This window comes from Neobacillus sp. DY30 (assembly GCF_030123065.1).
GTDB lineage: Bacteria > Bacillota > Bacilli > Bacillales > Cytobacillaceae > Neobacillus.
Map to the genome: position 1 here is coordinate 5,222,747 of NZ_CP126093.1, position 18,143 is coordinate 5,240,889.

Below are 18,143 nucleotides of genomic sequence, written 5' to 3' on the forward strand. Positions count from 1 at the left end.
ACACAATTCCTCCAAAACAAACCACTAATATGCGAACGAACATTCGATTTCCTTGTAGAATTTGGCTTTTCTTTACGTATACCCCGTTTTTATCCACAAAAACAAAAAAGCCTGCCATTTTATTGACAGACTTAATCTACGATGAGTGTTTACGTTTTTTTGAAAACCCGTTGTTTCATTTTTGAAGCGAGCCAAAATCCAGCTGTAAGCGAAAACGCATCAACCACGATGAGCGGCAGAGTGTTGGTATATCCTTTAAAAGCAGAGGCAGCGATGAGCCCGACGGTTAAGGCAAGCCCGATAAGCCGATTGTATGTGACCCGGGTAAATAGCAATACGAGCAAACCCGGCAAAATAAGCGCAGACAAATATCTTATAACCATCTCCAAAATGGGTCCACCTCATTTTTTCATTTCTGTTTATTAATTTTAGAAATTTATTCACAAAATTGCAAGAAAAAAGACAAGAGATTTTAAGCTCTTGTCTTCGAATCAATTATCCTCTCTTTTTAAGAGATAGTACCAAACCTATTAATCCTGCTGCTAAAGCTGCGATTGATAGATATAGCGGTGTATTTGATGAACTCGTTTCCTTAACTTCTTCCTTTACTTTTTCTTTTGATGAAGCATCCTTCTCAGTTGTTTTTTCTCCATGGCCATGTGCAGAAGCACCAGCTGGATTTACAACCGTTACAGAGGCAGGGTAATTAGCCTCTTCTGCTTCTACCCATTCTACAACACTTCCATCCGAGTAGGTTTGGATCGCTTTCCAAACGATTTCTGTTGCTTTGTCGCCTACTTTTCCATTCATGTTAAACTGACCAAATTCAGTCGCAGAAAGTCCTTCTCCTTCAGTTGTCCAAGTAACAGATGTAATTTTATCTGAGTCATCCTTTTGAATTTCATAGGTCCACCCTGGCTTCGGTTCAAATCGAGTAATATTAACATCTTCAGGAATTAACACTTGAACTTTTGTTGTCGTAACATCCCCTTTTTCAGAGGGAACTTTTAACGTGAACATTTCATATGCTCCTTGTGACGTTTCTTTCGGTCCGACGGTAACATGGGCACTAGCAGCCCCAGCAAAAAGCGATAAAGCAACAATCAGTGTTACCAGAGAAATTATTAATTTTTTCATTCTCATATCTCCATTCTTTTAATAGTTTATTAGATTAATAAGTTCCTTACCTATAAAATTAAAGATTTTAACTCGTTCTTTATATGACCCTAATGGGCTATTTTTTTAAATATTAGACTAAAATGTTCATAAAAACGTCACAGTGATAGATATATCATGTAGACTGATAAAAGCAATAAATTAAAGGAGATTAACACTTTGTCATACCGACTAATGAAGTTCTTCACCGTTTTAATACCAACTCTTCTAATTGGAGGTTTTGAATTCTTTCGGCATAGTGTGATTCATCACCATCTCTCAATGGAAACAGGGAACTATTTAATCACAATCCTAACTTTGATTATTTCCTATGCCTTTGCTTCTTGGATGTTTAAAACGATTGAACTGAAAAATCAAAAACTAACAAACGAAAGGGAAATGCGGGCAATATATGAAGAAAGGGAACGGTTAGCAAAAGAATTACATGATAGCATTGCCCAAACTCTATTTTTACTAAAAGTCTATTTAAAAAAAGGGAAAAGTAAAGAAGCTGCTTCTCTTGTTAATTCAATCGATACCCAATTACGGCAAGCAATTTTTAACTTACGGATGAACCCAGCTGAACATGTAAATTTTTCAAACAGACTCCAAAATTGGTTAGAAGACTGGATGACAGTATCAGGAATTGACATAGATTCTGACATTCAATTAAAAGATCGGTATTTTACTGCTGCAGAAGAAGTGCAGATTTTTGGAGTCATTCAGGAAGCTTTGATAAACATTAGAAAGCATTCGGCAGCTACTACTGTTACCTTTAAGTTCCATACCTGTAATAATGAATGGGAGCTGAATATAGAAGATAACGGGCGAGGCTTTAACTTAGACGAAATTGGTTCAAACCATTATGGACTTGCTATGTTAAAGGAAAGGTCAGAAAAGTTGAACTGCAGCTTAGTGATTGATACACAATTGAATCGAGGAACAAAAATTAGTTTGCGAGGTAATAAGGAATATGATAAATCCATTTAGGATAGTAATTGCTGATGATCATCCACATGCTCGGAAAGCGATATTAGCAATGCTTGAGGATGATCCCTATTTCGACATCGTCGGACAAGCACATAATGGGAAAGAAGCAGTAGAAATGAGTCAGCAGCTTCATCCAGATATTATTTTAATGGATATTGATATGCCTGTTTTAAATGGTCTAGAAGCAACAAAACTAATTAAGGATAAGTCCCCTTTTATTAAAGTAATTATCTTAAGTGTTTCTGATAATGTCGCCGATTTGTTTACTGCCATTCAATATGGCGCCCAAGGCTATCTTCTGAAAAATATGGACCCAGATGAATGGATTCAATATCTGCACTCTGTTGTCGAAGGAAAAAGTGATGCAACTCGCGGATTGGCTGGTAAGCTACTCTACCAATTTAGGGAAAAAGATTTGCAGAATTCCTCCAAAACCAATTCAATTACTAAGAGGGAGAAGGAAATCCTTCTCTTAATTAGTGAAGGTATTTCCAATAAACAAATTGCTGAGCAATTATTCATCTCTGAAAATACGGTAAAAAATCATATCAAAAATTTATTAGAAAAACTAGAGCTTGAAAATCGTGTCCAACTTGCAATATATGCCGTTAAACAATTTAAATAAATCCTTAGGTTAATTCCTAAGGGTTTTTAATTTGAGCAAAATGTGTTAAAAAAGCTTCAAGTTTTCATTTACAAACTTATAGCCATGTTTTAGAATATAAAACGAAATAATTACGATTTATTACTTTTAAAAAACTTTTATATTAGACCTTCCCTTCTGTATTTTTATGGTCGGGTTTTCCTTTACATATTTTACAATAGGTATTTTTATAGTTTCTAATTCATACTGTATTTTAAATTGTACAAATTAAATAATAGAATCAGGAGGTATATATGTATCGAATTATCCGCAATAATATCATAGAATTTTCAGGTATTACAATCATTGTTTTAGCGTTATTACTGCTTTCATTTAGCACTAGCTTTACACTATCATTTGAGATACCTTCGTCACTTTTAAATCTAAATACGATATTTCTAAGTATTTTAATAGAGGCACTTCCTTTTGTTTTAATAGGAGTCCTCATCGCGGGTGTGATTCAAATATTTGTCACCGAAGAACATATTCAACGCTGGATTCCAAAAAATAAGGTGTTAGCTATAATCACGAGTTGTATCATTGGAGCCCTCTTCCCTGCATGTGAATGTGGTATTGTTCCTATCGTCCGCCGTCTAATTGGGAAAGGAGTACCCATACCTGCCGCTATTGGTTTTATGTTAACAGGGCCATTAATTAATCCAATTGTGATTGCCTCTACTTATATGGCATTTGGCAACGATTTTAAGATTGCAGGATTAAGGATGGGGTTAGGTTTTTTTGTCGCTTTGGTGGTGGCATTGGTTGTCGGCACCATATTTAAAGGTAATCAATTAAAGTCTTCTATTGTTACAAATTCTTCAAGCACATTCACAAAAAACGAATCTTTTTTAACAAAATTTTGGTCGATGTTAACCCATTCTATTGATGAGTTTTTTGATATGGGTAAGTACCTGGTTATGGGAGCTTTTTTAGCTGCATTTGTACAAACCTATCTGCCGGCAAAAGCCCTCCTGGAAGCTGGAAGCGGAACAATATCATCTTTAGCTGTCATGATGGGCTTAGCTTATGTTTTATCACTTTGTTCTGAAGCCGATGCTTTTATTGGTGCCTCCTTCAGAAATATCTTTCCAACTTCAGCCATTTTAGGATTCTTAATCTTTGGTCCAATGATGGATTTAAAAAACACCCTTATGATGCTGAGCGTCTTCCGAATGAGATTTGTTATCGGTGTGCTGGCTTTAATCATTTCGGTCATTTTTATTACGATTATGTCTGTTCAAAGCTTTATTTAAGGGGGGAAAGTCGTGAGATTTCATTTTCAGCAGGCAGTCAGAGCGTTTATTTTATTAGCTTTTTCAGTCATGCTATTCAAACTCCATTTCGCCGGAGAAATTACGAAGTTTATTAATCCTAAATACGAGGGCTTAAGCCAGTCAGCAGCTGTATTATTTATTCTATTGTTTATCATCCAAACGACAAGAATATGGACAATTAAGGAAAACAGCCACTATCACCATTGTCATGAAGAATCACACGGCCATAGCTGTAACCACGATCATGGAGATTCTCCATTTAATACAAAGAAGTTATTCTCTTATCTTGTGATTGCTTTTCCCTTGGTTACCGGATTCTTGCTTCCTGCCAAGGTGCTCGACGCCTCTATTGCTGATAAAAAAGGCGGCTTAGCCGTATTATCTAATCAGATGGCAGACAAACAACAAGCGGAAGAAGGGGAAACTAACACTAACCAACAGGAAGATCCAGTTATTAATGAGGATCTTGTAGACCTTTCACGTATCGAAGACAACATTTATACAAACGAAGAATACGAACAATTAATAAAACAATTAGAACAAAGTTCAAGTATTGATATGAACGATCAAGTTTTTTCTACTTATTATGAAGAAATGCATATGGACCTCGATAAATTTAAAGGAAGAGAAATCACTTTAAATGGATTTGTATATAAAGAAGATGGGCTTCAGCAAAACCAGCTTGTTTTAGCAAGATTCTTGATTACTCATTGTGTCGCAGATGCTGGCATCATTGGATTTATATCGGAATTACCAGAATCAACAGAATCAATTGATGTGAATACTTGGATTGAAGCTACAGGTGTCTTAGATATTACTAACTATAATGGAATGGAATATCCAATCATAAAAATCACAAACTGGAAAGAAATCAAAGAGCCTAGTGAACCTTATCTCTATCCGATTAGCGTAAAGGTCCTATAAAAAAACATAGAGGGTGTCCAAAAAATATGGGACACCCTCTATTCTATTTAGTTACATGTTCCATGCGGGCTCGGACAGCCTATTTCCTCTTTCTCGACTTGTATTGTACTATGCTCAATATGAAATTCATCATGAAGAATCTTTTGGGATCGAGCTAGAATCTCGTCATGTATTCCTTCGTCTAAAATGGTTATATGACAGCTCAATACTGGATAGCCGGACGTAATCGTCCAAATGTGTAAATCATGGACTTCCTTTACCAATGGGATTTTACTAAGTGCATCTTTGACCTGTTGGATATCAATTTGTGTCGGTGCACCCTCCATCAAGATATGAAAGGAATCTCTTGTTACACGAAAACCGCTAATAATGATTAAAACAGCGACAATGACGCTGGCAATTGGATCGGCAATCGTCCAGCCGAAAAACATAATCAGCAGGGCAGCTGCAATGGCTCCGACGGATCCGAGCATATCACCCAGCACGTGTAAAAAGGCACTTCTTACATTAAGATTATCATCCTTGTCACCACTCATTAAAATCCACGCAGCGATAATATTTACCACTAATCCCGTGATCGAAATCATTAACATTCCTGTACTTTGAACCTCAGGAGGAGCAAAGAAACGCTGAAATGCTTCATAAAATATATATAAGGATATGATAATGAGTGTAATCCCATTTAGTGCGGCAGCAATGATTTCGAAGCGTTTGTATCCATACGTTTTTTCTTGTGATACTTGTTTTTCCCCAAGTTTAATAGCGAAAAAGCTAAGTCCAAGTGCGGCAGCGTCACTTAACATATGCCCAGCATCAGACAATAGAGCTAAACTATTGGTTAATATCCCCCCGATGACTTCTACTACCATAAACGCTGCGATCAAAATAAAGGAACTTAACAGTGCTTTTTTATTACTTGTATGTGAATGACCGTGTCCATGACCATGTGAGTGCCCATGAGAATGTCCATGGTGGTGATGATGGTGTCCCATAAATATCTCTCCCAACTAGAGTTGTCTCTTAGTTTTTTCTGATCTCTTTATTGTGATTCGTTTTTCAAACAATTTTACTCTCGTCCTGCAACCTCTTGCTGATGTTCGAAGGCAATGTAAATGAGCTGTTTCACATGATCATCATCAAGAGAATAGTAGACTAGCTTTCCTTCTTTCCGGTATTTTGCCAGTCCCATGCTATTTAAGTGACGTAAATGATGGGAAGCAGTTGCCGTTGTCGCACCAACAATATTGGCCACATCGCATACACATAGCTCATCTTCAAGTGTGAGCGCATAGGCAATTTTCATGCGCGTTTCATCGGACAAAGCTTTAAATATCTTAGTCACCTCAAAAATATTGCTTTTTTCAATTAAGGGCTGCAATCTTGTCGTTTTATGATCATCAACGCAAGTTACTTCGCAAATATCACGATCCTTCATTCCATCACCTCATACATTCAAATCTTTATTTGATTCTATGATATTCAAATGGATATTTGAATGTCAAATAAAATTTATATTTTATGAAAAAAATAACTCCTTCTTTATTAAGGAGAAGGAGTTGGGATTGTATTATTGAGGCTGTGTTAAAGTAAATATAGATATTGGCACTCTGTTGATTTGCGCGGAAGGCACGAAGACTCCTGCGGGAGGACGGGGCAGGGGAGACCCCGCAGGCGCTAAAGTGCCGAGGAGGCTTCCCGGACCGCCCGCGGAAAGCGAAGTGCCTGGAGCGCAAATCAACAGACATATATTAACACAGCCATTATTGAATTGGATTTGGCGATTCTGCTTCTTCGAGTGCTTGGGCAGAGTGTCTGCGAATGGACAAAGCCAATTCAGCAATGAAATATAAAATAACTGCAGGCCATATCCATGTCCACAACAGTTCAGCAGAATCATAAAAAGAAACCACAGCAGGATGAACCCACTTAATACAAGCGTAGGATAGCAGGATCCAACAAAGTGAAAATGGCAGACAAATATGTCCGTGTATTTGCATCGGCATATTTGAGTAGTCCCACCATTGACGTTGAAAAAACTTTAGAAGTAAGACACCGCTGATATACTCTATCAAGGTAGGAATGAAAAAACATAACAAAAGAACAATACCCCAATTTGTTTCAGGACCTATTAAATAAACCAAGATTACAGGGGCAAAACCATACATAGGCTTAAACGGTCCATGAAAAAAATTCGGTTTAAAAAATTTTCGGTTTGTAAAGTAATTATAGCTATTTTCTAACAGCCACCCCATCAATGAATACATGGTAAAATAAAATACAAGCGCTGAAACTGCCTCAAAATTAAACGTTGTGGGAGCGTAAAAATCTAAGTAACTAACCATATGGCTAAACCACCTTTCTTGGATAGGAATTTCCCACTTTAGGTTTAGCTCTCCAGTCTCCAAATATACAGAAAATAGAAGTTTTAGAATCCCTTTAATAAAGAAAATAAGCCAAAGGAGTTATCCTTTGACTTCATTCACTACCCAATTTTTTCATCATACTTTTTCTGATCCTGTACAAATAGAATACCTAACTCATAATGGTCTCCTTCATACAAAGCGCGTTGAACAAAACGGACCTCGCCATTAATGTCTAAAACCTCGAGCTTACAATGGGCACGATTTTTTTGTAACGCTTCATAAAAAACTTGTTCATCCCGAATAGTAACACCATTTACTTTTGAAATTAACTCTCCTACTTGAAGTCCCATTTTGTCAGCAGGTGATTCGGGGATAATCCCGATAATCATTAAGCCATTGTTTTTCTTAGAAAAATAAAAAGGTAAATTGTCATCCTTCAATCGCTGCATTAAGGAAATGAGTTCACGGGCAATTATCGCCAGGGCTGCTGATCCAATAGAGATAAGCGGATACCAATAGCCGATAACAGACAGTATCAAGGTTACAATTCCCAATGCGATTACTTTACGACCATGCAGCTGAATCGATTGTTTAGGCAGCAAGCCTTGGATATGCTGGTTAAAACCAACTGCAAACGGAACAAGGATCAGCGAGTATGACTCTGCTCCAATATGAAAGATGGGCCAGAACGATAACGGCAGTGTTAGGACATCTCCTGGGATGAGCAGAAATACAGGAAGCAGCCAGAGTCGCTTCACTTCATGTGCACCTACATTCTGCCCGCGCTTGCTCCTAACCAGTTTGGGAGAGGTTCCTTTGACTGCATTCCTGCTAATAAGAATCCCTTCTGAAATTAATAAGAGCGCCAATAAGACCACTATCGAAGGATAGACCTTTTCATCTATACTTTGAAAGGCATCTTTAAAAAACGGGACATTCCATCCGTATTCAGCAATTAATATGACTCCGAAAAATGCGGCACCTACCGTGTAAACTGGCGACATTAATCGTATATTAGTTGTAAAACTCCATAATAGCGTAAAGACAACGATAAGAAGAATGGCTGCAAATGGAACGCTAAGACCAGAGGTAACTGTGACGATGGATAGCACAAGACCCAAGATTAAACCTAATGGGAACAACTGTCGAAGTTCAAAATAAGCATCAAAGGTCCTCGTATGGAAATTTTTACGCTCCCGTTTAACTCTTAATACACCCAGTATTCCGGAAAGGAAAATGAGATAGTAAAAAACTGGATGAAGAAAGAGTCTTCCTGTCCCCTTTAACAGCTCAAACAGCCATAATTGCACCAATTTTGCCACCTGCCTCTATCATAAATTCTATTAATCTAGCTCTAATGATTATTTTACCAAAATGGAGGAATAAAACCTATTGCTAGTTTCTTGAAAAAACAATAAAATGTCGAAACTTCTAGAAAAAAGGAGTTTATCTAATGTAATTCAATGTGTATGCATGTTTATTCTTTCGACTTCAACAATATTTCCACGGAAATCTCGACATCATCCACTAGACTTTTAGTCTTTTTTGTCGCAAAGAAAAACAGAGGCGGGATGCCTCTGTTCATTTGTTTATTTTGAGATTAATCTCAAAGCAGTTTGCAGCTGAATATCATTTTTCTCTTTTTTCATTTCCTTTATTGCTTCTTCTTCAAGCTTTGCAGCGGTTTTTGTATCAATTTTCCCTGTAGGCTGCATTTTATGATTCTGCTGGAAGGCTTTAACCGCTGTCTTTGTTTCAGAACTGAAATAACCATCTGTTCGTCCCGGTGCAAACCCTAATGCATCTAAGATTTCTTGTGCATTTTTGACCTGCTCGCTGTTCATATCCTCTTGAAGCGGTTCTTCAATTTGAAGCGGATGCGTATCATAGATGGCTGGTTGTTTCACGTCTACGTCCGGTTTTATCCCCTTTTTGTGAATCCAGTTGCCATCCGGTGTCAGCCATTTATATAGAGTCAGCTTTATATTGCTGCCATCTCCCATCGGAACAGCCTGTTGAACGGTTCCTTTACCAAAAGTTGTTTCCCCGACTAATTGGTATCCAGCCGCTTCTTGTAAAGCACCAGCTAATATTTCAGAGGCTGAAGCACTGCCTTTGTTGATTAAGACAGCTACGGGGTATTTCTTTTTCTCTGTAAGATTAGAGAAGTGGCGTTCCTTTTCCCCATTTCTTTGCTCTATTTGAATAAATGGCTTTTCCTTTGTAACAAACTCTTTTAAAATATCCTCTACACTAACAAGCAATCCCCCAGGGTTTCCACGGACATCTATGATAAGTCCTTCTATATCTTTCCCTTCTAAACTACTCAGTTCCTTTTTAAAATCAGCGGCTGTCTCTTTTGAGAACGAGGTAATTTCGATGTAACCAATATTTTTCCCATCTTGTTTTTTCACGGAGGCATGAACAGTCTCGAGTGGAATTTCATCACGTGTGACTTCAATGGTAAGAGGTTCCTTTAAGCTCTTCCGTTCGACCTCTAACTTTACTTTTGTTCCCTTCTTACCGCGTATTTTTAATGTCGCCTTGTTGAGGTCCAGTCCTTCTACACTCTTGCCGTCAATCTTTAAAATTTCATCATTTGGCTTTAACCCTGCTTTTTCCGCCGGTGAGTTTTTAAATGGAGAGATAATGACAATTTTCCCATCGACCATTCCCACTTCTGCCCCGATACCTTCAAACGAGGAATCTAAAGTCTGAGTAAATTGCTGTGCCGTTTCCTTGTTCATATAAACAGAATAAGGATCATCTAAGACGGTGAGCATTCCTTGAATAGCCCCTTCCACTAAGGTGTCACTATCTACCTTTTCCACATAACTGCTCAAAATTAGCTCATAGGCCTGATTAACCTTTGCAAGGTCCTCGATTTCTGCTTGACCTGTAACAACTGTTTCAGACTTTGTTAATGTTTGTTCAAGCGCTGTGTTTTTCTCTGTTGTATCCAGCCATTGCATTCCTGCATATGTGCCCCCCGCCCCTGTAAGAAGCGATCCAACCATCATTAGGGCAATCCATTTTCTGTTCATCCTGTTCCCCCTCATGTGCAGCGTCTATTGACTTTCATTATCGAAAAAAGTGTCTCTTTCCTGCCCGTTTATAAACTATTATGTAAGGTATGGACGAGTTATTCCTGTAAAAGTTTTAAGCAAAAAGAAAAGGAAGAAGCATGGCTTCTTCCTTTTTCCTATTATGGCATTGGTACAATTCCGACTGGATTGATCGCATTGCTCTTGCTCGCATTCCATTGGCCTCTATGGAGTTCAAAGTGTAAATGTTTCCCTTGTGAATCACCGGTATTACCCATAATACCAATTTGCTGACCCTTTTTAACAACTGCACCAGAGCTGACATTTCTCGTTTCCAAATGAGCAGAAACCGTAGTATAAGTTTGTCCATTAATAGAGTGGGCAATAAAAACAACATTCCCATAACTGCTAGAATAGTAGGATTGAATAACAACACCATCAGCAGCTGCCCAAACTGGTACATTTGCAGCACGATTAGCTATATCCACACCATAGTGGAATGAGCCCCATCTAGGAGCAAAACTTGATGTGAAGGTCCCATTCGCCGGCAATGTGAATGCCCCGCTAGAAACAGGTGCACTTGGTTGTGGTGCACTTGGTTGTGGCGAAGTACTACCTCCTCCACCGTTACCAGACCCAGCGTTATTATTTGCAGCAGCTGCTGCGGCTGCGGCTTGTGCGGCTGCAGCTGCCGCTGCTTCTTCCTGATGTTTCTGTTCAAGCGCAATGGCCTTTTGGAGGGCTGATGATTGGGCAGCAAGTAGTTGTGCCTCTTCCTGCAGCTCCATTTTGTGCTCGTGAATTTCTTCTTCTTGTTTCTCTAGAGAAGCTAGTAATCTATCCTTTTCAGCTCTTTGTGCATTCAATTGCTGTTTCATTTTTTCTAAATCATCCAGAATCGTTTGAACGCTTGCAAGCTCTACTTCTAGCTTAGCTTGATTTTCCTCTAAACTCTTTTTATCCGCTTCATGCTGTTTTAAGATATCCTGGTCGGCCTGCATAATTGTCGCAACCGCGCTCGCACGGTCAATAAAGTCACTAAAGTTTTGCGAACCCATTAAAACATCAATGTAACTAACCAACCCACCTGTTTCTTGATAGTTGCGGGCGCGTTCTTTTAAAAGCTCATTTCGCTTTTCAATCCGTTCCTTTGTAACTTTAATTTCTTCTTGAAGTCTTTTAATTTCTGCCTCTGTTTTCTCCAATTCAGCTGTCTTCTCACTGATTTTTCTATGAGTTTCATCAATAGAAAGATCAAGGCGTGTCATTTCTGCTTTCACATTTGACTGCTGTTCATTTAAACTATTAATCTGTTGGTCTGCATTATTTATAGTAGAATTTAATTCAGATTTCTCTTTTTCGATTTTATTTTGCTGATCTCTTAAACTTGAAAGGGAGGCAGCTTCAGCAAATCCCCCAAAAAAACTGGTCAACGTAATCGTTCCTGCAACTGCAAATGTTAGTATTGGTTTTTTCAAAGTCCAATTTCTCCTTCCCATTTATGTACATCTGAATCCATATCAGTAATCAGGAAGGACTGTACTCATTGCCCTTCCTGATGACAATTAATTTAAACCTTTAAGAACTTTCTAACTGACATTACACTGCCCCAGATTCCAATCAATCCTCCCATTAAAATAAGAACGCCAGATACCTGGTAGATAAATGGATTATAAGGGAGAATTTGAATAAAGTTCCCGACAAGCTTTGGTGCTAGATATTCATAAGCGTTATAGTAGGCAATTGAAATCAAGATAATTGGCAGGATAGCACCAAGGATACCAAGCCATAATCCTTCTAAGAAGAATGGCCATCTAATAAAATTGTTCGTTGCTCCTACCAATCTCATAATCTTAATTTCTCTACGTCTTGCAATGATGGTAATTTTAATAGTATTGGAAATAAGGAAAACTGCAGTGAAAAATAATCCAGCAATTAGTACAATTCCCACGTTGCGGCTAGCTTCTATAAAGTTAAATAACTTTTCAACTGTTCCCTTACCATAAACAGCCTTTGTAACATACTGTAGCTTTCCTATGGCTTTCGCTGCCTTCATTGTATCCTGTGGATTTTTCGTTTTTACGATAAATACATCATTTAGCGGATTGTCTTGTTCAAATAGTTTAAATGCTTGTCCATCCTCACCCATACTCTTAATGAGTTCTTGAAGTTCCTGCTCCTTGGATGAAAACTTTACACTCTGTACTTCTGGAATATTTTCAATCTCACTCTTTAATTTTTGCTGATCCTCTGGATTAGCAGCCACGTCGATGTGAACGCGAATTTGTACGTCCTCTTCGATCGTTTCGGCTACTCTATTTAGGTTCATCATAATAACGAAAAAGACACCGACTAAAATGAGTGTTACCGTTACGGCACTCACTGAGGCAAACGTCATCCAGCCATTCCTGCCAATACTCTTAAAGCTTTCACGCGCATGACGGCCAAGGGTTCTAATTTTCATAACCGTAATCACCTCTTTGTTCATCACGAGCGATTTTTCCAGCTTCAATCGCAATTACACGATGTTTAATTGTGTTGACGATTTCTCTATTATGGGTTGCCATGACAATCGTGGTACCCCTATTATTGATTTCCTCAAAAATACTCATGATTTCCCATGATGTCTCTGGATCAAGGTTACCTGTTGGCTCGTCCGCTATGACAATTTTAGGCGAGTTTACAATCGAACGCGCAATTGAAACACGTTGCTGCTCCCCTCCCGATAACTCTGTTGGAAGCATTCTAGCTTTATGCTTAAGGTTAACAAGGTCAAGGACTTCCATCACGCGCTTTTTTATGAATTTCGGCTGAGCTTCAATAACCTCAAGTGCAAAGGCTACATTCTCATAAACGGTTTTCGTTGGCAGCAGTTTAAAATCTTGGAACACAACACCAAGGTTGCGTCGGAATATAGGTACTTTTTTGTTCTTTATTTTTGCAACATTAACACCATTCATGGTAATCGTACCGGAGGTCGGAACCTCTTCACGATACATCATTTTAATGAAGGTTGATTTCCCTGCACCACTTGGACCCACCACATATACAAATTCGCCTTGATTAATCCGAACATCTATTCCATTTATCGCAGTAACCCCATTTGGGTACTTTTTAAACACATCTTGCATTTCTATCATTTAGATCACCTTTATCAGTTAGTTTCGAAACAATAAGATTCGACAATAACCTCTTATTTTCTTGCACAAAAACAAAATCCTAGACAAAATACTGCAGGATTTCGCACAATTTCATTATAACACTCTATACTGGTAAAAAAAGCGGTAAAAATATTACAGTTTCTTTTCAAAACATGCATAAATTGTTATTTATAACCTATATTTTTCGACAAAAGGTAATAATATCTTAATAAAGTCATAGATTAACAAAAATAAAAAAACGTTCTGTAAAAATCACAGAACGTTGAGGTAAATTACTTTTTCGCTGCCAACCACTCAGCAACCTTGTCTAAATCATCGCCTTCGATAAGGCCTGCAGGCATTCCGCCATTAGTACCATCCTTAATAATAGCGGCAATTTCATCTTTTGATTTGCTTGCTCCTACTGCTGTAAGCTCAGGCCCCATGCCTCCCTTTAGGTCACCGCCATGACAGCTTGAGCATTTTTGTGAATAAATTTTTTCAGCATCCCCAGCTGCGGCTGTGTCGCCACCAGCTTCATCATTGCCGCCGCCACAGGCAGCTAGACCCATAACAAGTGCAGATCCCAATAGCATCTTTAACAGCTTTTTCTTCATAACTACTCCCCCTTCAGAAGAAATTTCCATACAAGGAATAGTATAGCAGTATTACGCCCTTTTGAAACCTTCTCCCAACACTTCAGACGCATCCATAACGACGACAAATGCAGACGGGTCAAGGGATTTAACCAATTGTTTCAATTTTGTGAACTCACGCTGGTCGACGACGCACATAAGCACTGGACGCTCGTTGTCTGTAAACCCGCCATAAGCCGATAGTTTTGTGACTCCTCGGTCGATTTTATTCAATATCCCTTCTCTTACTTCTTCTTGCTTGTTGGTAATAATCATTGCGGTTTTTGATCTCCCAAAGCCTACTTGGACTAGATCTATCGTTTTGCTTGTTACATATAAGGCAATCAATGCATATAGGCCTCGTTCAATATCAAACACAAGAGCTGCAGAGAGGACAATGAGTCCATCAATTAGAACCACACTGGTACCAAGAGTAAGCCCAGTGTACTTCGTAATAATCTGAGCGGCTAAGTCGGTTCCACCGGTCGAGCCGTTCCCCCTAAAAACAATTCCTAGTCCAAGACCGACTACAATCCCGCCAAATAGTGCGCCAAGCAAGGCATCATTTGTCCAAGGGTCAATATTCTTTGTTAAGAAAACAACAAAAGGTAAGAATATTGTTCCAATTAGCGTCTTTACTCCAAACTGTTTTCCTAATAGAATTACTCCTGCAATGAACAAGGGAATATTAAAAGCCCATTGAACATATGCCGGCTCCCATCCAAATACACTTAATAAAATCGTACTTATGCCGCTTACGCCGCCTGACGCAATTTGATTTGGCAGAAGAAATACATTAAAGGCGAGCGCGATAACGGCGGATCCAACTAAAACGTTTATGTATTCTAAGGCACTTGCCAATCTTGGTGCCGGCTGACTGTTTCTTCTTTTATTCATACTGCGATTCCCCTCTATATTACCATTTTGCTATAATTTTCTTACTTAACCGAAGTGAGTATAGCATGGCATTAATTTGCTGTAAATGGCATTCAGATAACGCATTAAAGGGTTAAATTTTTATTAGTATTTGTCAATAAAATAATTTTCATAAGGGATTCTAAGAATACGATGATTTATTTTAATAATGGTATAATTGTCGAATAGCGGAGGTGATACAATGGAACAACAATTACTGAAAATGATGGAACAAATAAATAATCAGTTTGATAAAATGAATCAACAATTTGCTGCAATCGATAAAAGATTTGATGGTATGGATAGACGGTTTGATAGTATAGATAGACGTCTTGATAAGGTAGAGTCAAGAATAGAGTCCCTCCAAGAAACAGTCGAAAACAATGCTGTTGAGTTTAGAAGTTCTTTTAGACATATTGAAGAAAAACTAGGCCACCACGATAAAATGTTTGAATTGGTTTCTGGAGAATTGAACAATAAAAGGTGGTTGTAATTTATTTATAAAATCACACATACAATAAATTTCCTGCAAAATCCTCATTAATTCCACCAAGAGCGGTAAAAAAAATCCCAATAATGAAGCCTTTGCCGACTCAATGGGCAAAGGCTTTTTAAGTTTATTAAGAAATTCTCGAACGGAGGTACGCATCAATAAATGGGTCTAAGTCTCCATCCATAACTCCCTGAACGTTTCCGCTTTCGGTATTTGTACGGTGGTCCTTAACCATAGAATAAGGATGGAAAACATAGGAACGAATTTGACTTCCCCAGCCGATTTCCTTTTGTTCGCCGCGAATCTCCAACAGTTCTTTTTCTTGCTGTTCAATTTCGCGTTGATAAAGCTTGGCTTTTAGCATTTTCATCGCTGCTTCACGGTTCTTAATCTGCGAACGTTCCGATTGACATGTTACCACAACTCCTGTTGGTGTGTGGGTAATCCTCACGGCAGAATCCGTTGTATTGATATGCTGTCCGCCGGCACCGCTGGCACGATACGTATCTATTTTAAGATCCTCTGTACGGATATCAATTTGAATTTCATCATTAAATTCCGGCATGACCTCACACGAGACGAACGATGTATGACGGCGTCCTGAAGCATCGAACGGCGAAATCCGCACCAATCTGTGTACACCTTTTTCCGCTTTTAAATAACCGTAGGCATTGTGTCCTCTTATTGCCAAGGTTACACTTTTAATCCCCGCTTCATCGCCTGGAAGATAATCAAGTGTCTCTACCTTAAAGCCCTTTTTCTCAGCCCAGCGTGTATACATACGCAGCAGCATTGAGCCCCAGTCCTGTGATTCGGTTCCACCAGCTCCAGGATGCAGCTCTAAAATCGCATTATGTTTATCGTATTCTTCACTAAGAAGCAGTTGAAGTTCAAAATCATTGAGTCTTGAGGTTAGGTTTGTTAATTCTTCTTCCAACTCTGCTTGTAATTCCGCGTCACTTTCTTCTTTTACAAGCTCGTAGCTCACTTCTAGATTCTCAAATGTTTCATACATCTGGGTAAACTCATTAACCTGATCCTTTAGCGCATTGGCTTCACTGATGACAGTTTGGGCTGCCTGCTGGTCATTCCAGAAATCAGGATGAAGCATTTGATCATCAAGTTCAGCTATACGCGCTTCCTTATTTTCAAGGTCAAAGAGACCCCCTAAAGTCCGCTAAACGCTTAGCTGTTTTTTCTAGCTCATTTCGAATTTCTGCTAATTCCATTTTCTTCACCTCTATAAAAATTACGGTCAGTTTCTAGCTTATGTCCTGGTCGTACGATTGTTCCTTATTCATTATAGCCTGTAATAAGGAGAAATTTCAAAATTGATTACATATGACTACTCCAAGGGAGCATGTGGAAGACAGGAAAACTCAAATATCACCTTATTAGGTAAAATAGGTATTTATCTTCTGTGGATAACATTAGTAATCCACAGATATTACAGCGATATGGAAAATTCACATTGATATCTGTGTGGATAAATCAGATTATATACATAATATTAAAAATAATCATAAAATTTTATCCACATATCTACATATTAACAATACTTATCAACATTTACGAATGATTCCCAAACAAAAAACGAGAGGTCTTGATTCTCTCGTTTTTAAGAATTATTTTGATTATAAGTTATTTACTAACAAGGTAAGCAAAGTACTAAATACGATGGTTCCAAGCATGATACTTACATAAAGAATATTTTTCTTCATTTTTTTCTTACGAAGTGCTTCTTCCGGCGTAATCCAAAGACTTTTTGACATCAATATTTCTCCTTTGCATTGGTTCATTTATTCTTCACATAGATATACTGTTGTTTCCAACATACCGAAAGTAGAAATGATATATTAAAATAAAATATTTGTCTTTCAATCATTGATTTATATTGTAATTATACAATATCTTTTAATTTTTAGTATAGTATCACTTAATGTAAAAAAACTTACTTCATTATATTAAGAAATCAAATATTCATCCGCAAACATATTCCCAAAACAACGAAAACAGCTGATTTATAAGGAGAAATATCATTTATAATAACTACATAATGGAATAGATATAATTGGAATTATCATTATAATAAATATGTTTTATTTGTGAATTTCCTGTACTAAGCTTCGTATAAGCAGTAGAGTTTTTTCTTACTTGCTCTTTAAAGCTAAAGGATAAATCCGTTCCAAATTTTACTTATCCACATAAAAACGGGAAGACTGTTCCTCGCGTTTTTATTGCTCATTAGAGTTATCCTAGTCTAATGTGAAGATTAGTGAGTTCGGGTTAGCAACTTTTAATAGAAAAGGGGAGTTTTAAATGTCTCATTAAAAGTTAATTTATTATTTGAGATGCAACTATATATTTTTCATTACAAAAATTTTTAATCACACCTTATCACTAAATACCATCATGGTTTCTGCAAACGATACAAACTTTAGCAACTGATTTCCTGCAAATACCACCATGATAGATTTAAGTCAAATTCCAGCTAATAGTTACCATCTAATCCCACTTTCCTTGAGATATCATTAAAATCCTAGAAATAACAAATAGACCTATTTTAA

At 37.8% G+C, this 18,143-nt stretch carries 19 protein-coding genes; 5 read left to right on the forward strand and 14 right to left on the reverse strand.

Annotated elements, in window-relative coordinates; translation table 11 throughout:
- Window positions 1-149 precede the first annotated feature (149 nt).
- Complete coding sequence (locus QNH29_RS25900) at window positions 150-383, reverse strand: DUF2198 family protein (protein WP_283865746.1); 234 nt, start codon at window positions 381-383, stop codon at window positions 150-152.
- A gap of 112 nt (window positions 384-495) precedes the next feature.
- The gene (locus tag QNH29_RS25905; protein WP_283862134.1) at window positions 496-1,137 is read right to left on the reverse strand and encodes a YcnI family copper-binding membrane protein; all 642 of its coding nucleotides are present in this window, start codon (window positions 1,135-1,137) and stop codon (window positions 496-498) included.
- Between the two features lie 198 nt (window positions 1,138-1,335).
- Between QNH29_RS25905 and QNH29_RS25910 the strand changes: the two genes are divergently transcribed.
- From QNH29_RS25910 to QNH29_RS25925, 4 genes are all read left to right on the forward strand, one after another.
- Window positions 1,336-2,145 carry a sensor histidine kinase gene (locus QNH29_RS25910; RefSeq protein WP_283862135.1) on the forward strand — a complete coding sequence of 270 codons (810 nt, stop codon included), beginning with the start codon at window positions 1,336-1,338 and terminating at the stop codon, window positions 2,143-2,145.
- The gene (locus tag QNH29_RS25915) at window positions 2,132-2,770 is read left to right on the forward strand and encodes a response regulator (protein WP_283865747.1); all 639 of its coding nucleotides are present in this window, start codon (window positions 2,132-2,134) and stop codon (window positions 2,768-2,770) included. The genes QNH29_RS25910 and QNH29_RS25915 overlap by 14 nt, the downstream gene beginning before the upstream one ends.
- Before the next feature lie 272 nt (window positions 2,771-3,042).
- Window positions 3,043-4,041: a permease gene (locus QNH29_RS25920; RefSeq protein WP_283862136.1), complete on the forward strand. Its 999-nt coding sequence runs from the start codon at window positions 3,043-3,045 to the stop codon at window positions 4,039-4,041.
- Between the two features lie 12 nt (window positions 4,042-4,053).
- Window positions 4,054-4,986 carry a TIGR03943 family putative permease subunit gene (locus tag QNH29_RS25925; protein WP_283862137.1) on the forward strand — a complete coding sequence of 311 codons (933 nt, stop codon included), beginning with the start codon at window positions 4,054-4,056 and terminating at the stop codon, window positions 4,984-4,986.
- A gap of 47 nt (window positions 4,987-5,033) precedes the next feature.
- On the opposite strand, the gene QNH29_RS25930 is transcribed toward QNH29_RS25925, so the two are convergent.
- The 10 genes from QNH29_RS25930 to QNH29_RS25975 form a co-directional block, all read right to left on the reverse strand.
- Window positions 5,034-5,978, reverse strand: a complete 945-nt coding sequence (locus QNH29_RS25930) for a cation diffusion facilitator family transporter (RefSeq protein WP_283862138.1) — start codon at window positions 5,976-5,978, stop codon at window positions 5,034-5,036.
- Window positions 5,979-6,052: 74 nt separating this feature from the next.
- The gene (locus QNH29_RS25935) at window positions 6,053-6,421 is read right to left on the reverse strand and encodes an ArsR/SmtB family transcription factor (protein ID WP_283862139.1); all 369 of its coding nucleotides are present in this window, start codon (window positions 6,419-6,421) and stop codon (window positions 6,053-6,055) included.
- Window positions 6,422-6,746: 325 nt separating this feature from the next.
- Window positions 6,747-7,328 (reverse strand): putative ABC transporter permease, encoded by a 582-nt coding sequence (locus tag QNH29_RS25940; protein WP_283862140.1) that lies wholly within the window; start codon window positions 7,326-7,328, stop codon window positions 6,747-6,749.
- A 140-nt stretch (window positions 7,329-7,468) separates the two neighbouring features.
- Window positions 7,469-8,659 (reverse strand): PDZ domain-containing protein, encoded by a 1,191-nt coding sequence (locus tag QNH29_RS25945; RefSeq protein ID WP_481858757.1) that lies wholly within the window; start codon window positions 8,657-8,659, stop codon window positions 7,469-7,471.
- Between the two features lie 279 nt (window positions 8,660-8,938).
- Window positions 8,939-10,393 carry a S41 family peptidase gene (locus QNH29_RS25950; RefSeq protein WP_283862142.1) on the reverse strand — a complete coding sequence of 485 codons (1,455 nt, stop codon included), beginning with the start codon at window positions 10,391-10,393 and terminating at the stop codon, window positions 8,939-8,941.
- A gap of 161 nt (window positions 10,394-10,554) precedes the next feature.
- Window positions 10,555-11,871 carry a murein hydrolase activator EnvC family protein gene (locus tag QNH29_RS25955; RefSeq protein ID WP_283862143.1) on the reverse strand — a complete coding sequence of 439 codons (1,317 nt, stop codon included), beginning with the start codon at window positions 11,869-11,871 and terminating at the stop codon, window positions 10,555-10,557.
- Between the two features lie 92 nt (window positions 11,872-11,963).
- Window positions 11,964-12,857, reverse strand: coding sequence for a permease-like cell division protein FtsX (ftsX, locus tag QNH29_RS25960; RefSeq protein ID WP_283862144.1), 894 nt, complete (start codon window positions 12,855-12,857; stop codon window positions 11,964-11,966).
- Window positions 12,847-13,533 carry a cell division ATP-binding protein FtsE gene (gene ftsE / locus QNH29_RS25965; RefSeq protein WP_283862145.1) on the reverse strand — a complete coding sequence of 229 codons (687 nt, stop codon included), beginning with the start codon at window positions 13,531-13,533 and terminating at the stop codon, window positions 12,847-12,849. Before ftsE ends, ftsX begins: the two co-directional genes overlap by 11 nt.
- A 293-nt stretch (window positions 13,534-13,826) precedes the next feature.
- Window positions 13,827-14,150 carry a cytochrome c551 gene (gene cccB, locus QNH29_RS25970; protein ID WP_283862146.1) on the reverse strand — a complete coding sequence of 108 codons (324 nt, stop codon included), beginning with the start codon at window positions 14,148-14,150 and terminating at the stop codon, window positions 13,827-13,829.
- Between the two features lie 51 nt (window positions 14,151-14,201).
- Window positions 14,202-15,065 carry a YitT family protein gene (locus QNH29_RS25975; protein ID WP_283862147.1) on the reverse strand — a complete coding sequence of 288 codons (864 nt, stop codon included), beginning with the start codon at window positions 15,063-15,065 and terminating at the stop codon, window positions 14,202-14,204.
- 220 nt (window positions 15,066-15,285) lie between these two features.
- On the opposite strand from QNH29_RS25975, the gene QNH29_RS25980 reads away from it, so the two are divergent.
- Entirely contained in the window at window positions 15,286-15,576 is a 291-nt protein-coding gene (locus tag QNH29_RS25980; protein WP_283862148.1) for a hypothetical protein, read from the forward strand.
- Window positions 15,577-15,703: 127 nt separating this feature from the next.
- On the opposite strand, the gene prfB is transcribed toward QNH29_RS25980, so the two are convergent.
- Window positions 15,704-16,805, reverse strand: a protein-coding gene (gene prfB, locus QNH29_RS25985; protein ID WP_283862149.1) for a peptide chain release factor 2 whose coding sequence is annotated in 2 segments (ribosomal slippage) — window positions 15,704-16,732 and window positions 16,734-16,805 — 1,101 coding nt in all. Because the reading frame shifts where the segments join, the coding sequence is not laid out codon by codon here.
- Window positions 16,806-17,210: 405 nt separating this feature from the next.
- Window positions 17,211-17,348, reverse strand: coding sequence for a hypothetical protein (locus QNH29_RS25990; RefSeq protein WP_283862150.1), 138 nt, complete (start codon window positions 17,346-17,348; stop codon window positions 17,211-17,213).
- Between the last annotated feature and the right edge of the window lie 795 nt (window positions 17,349-18,143).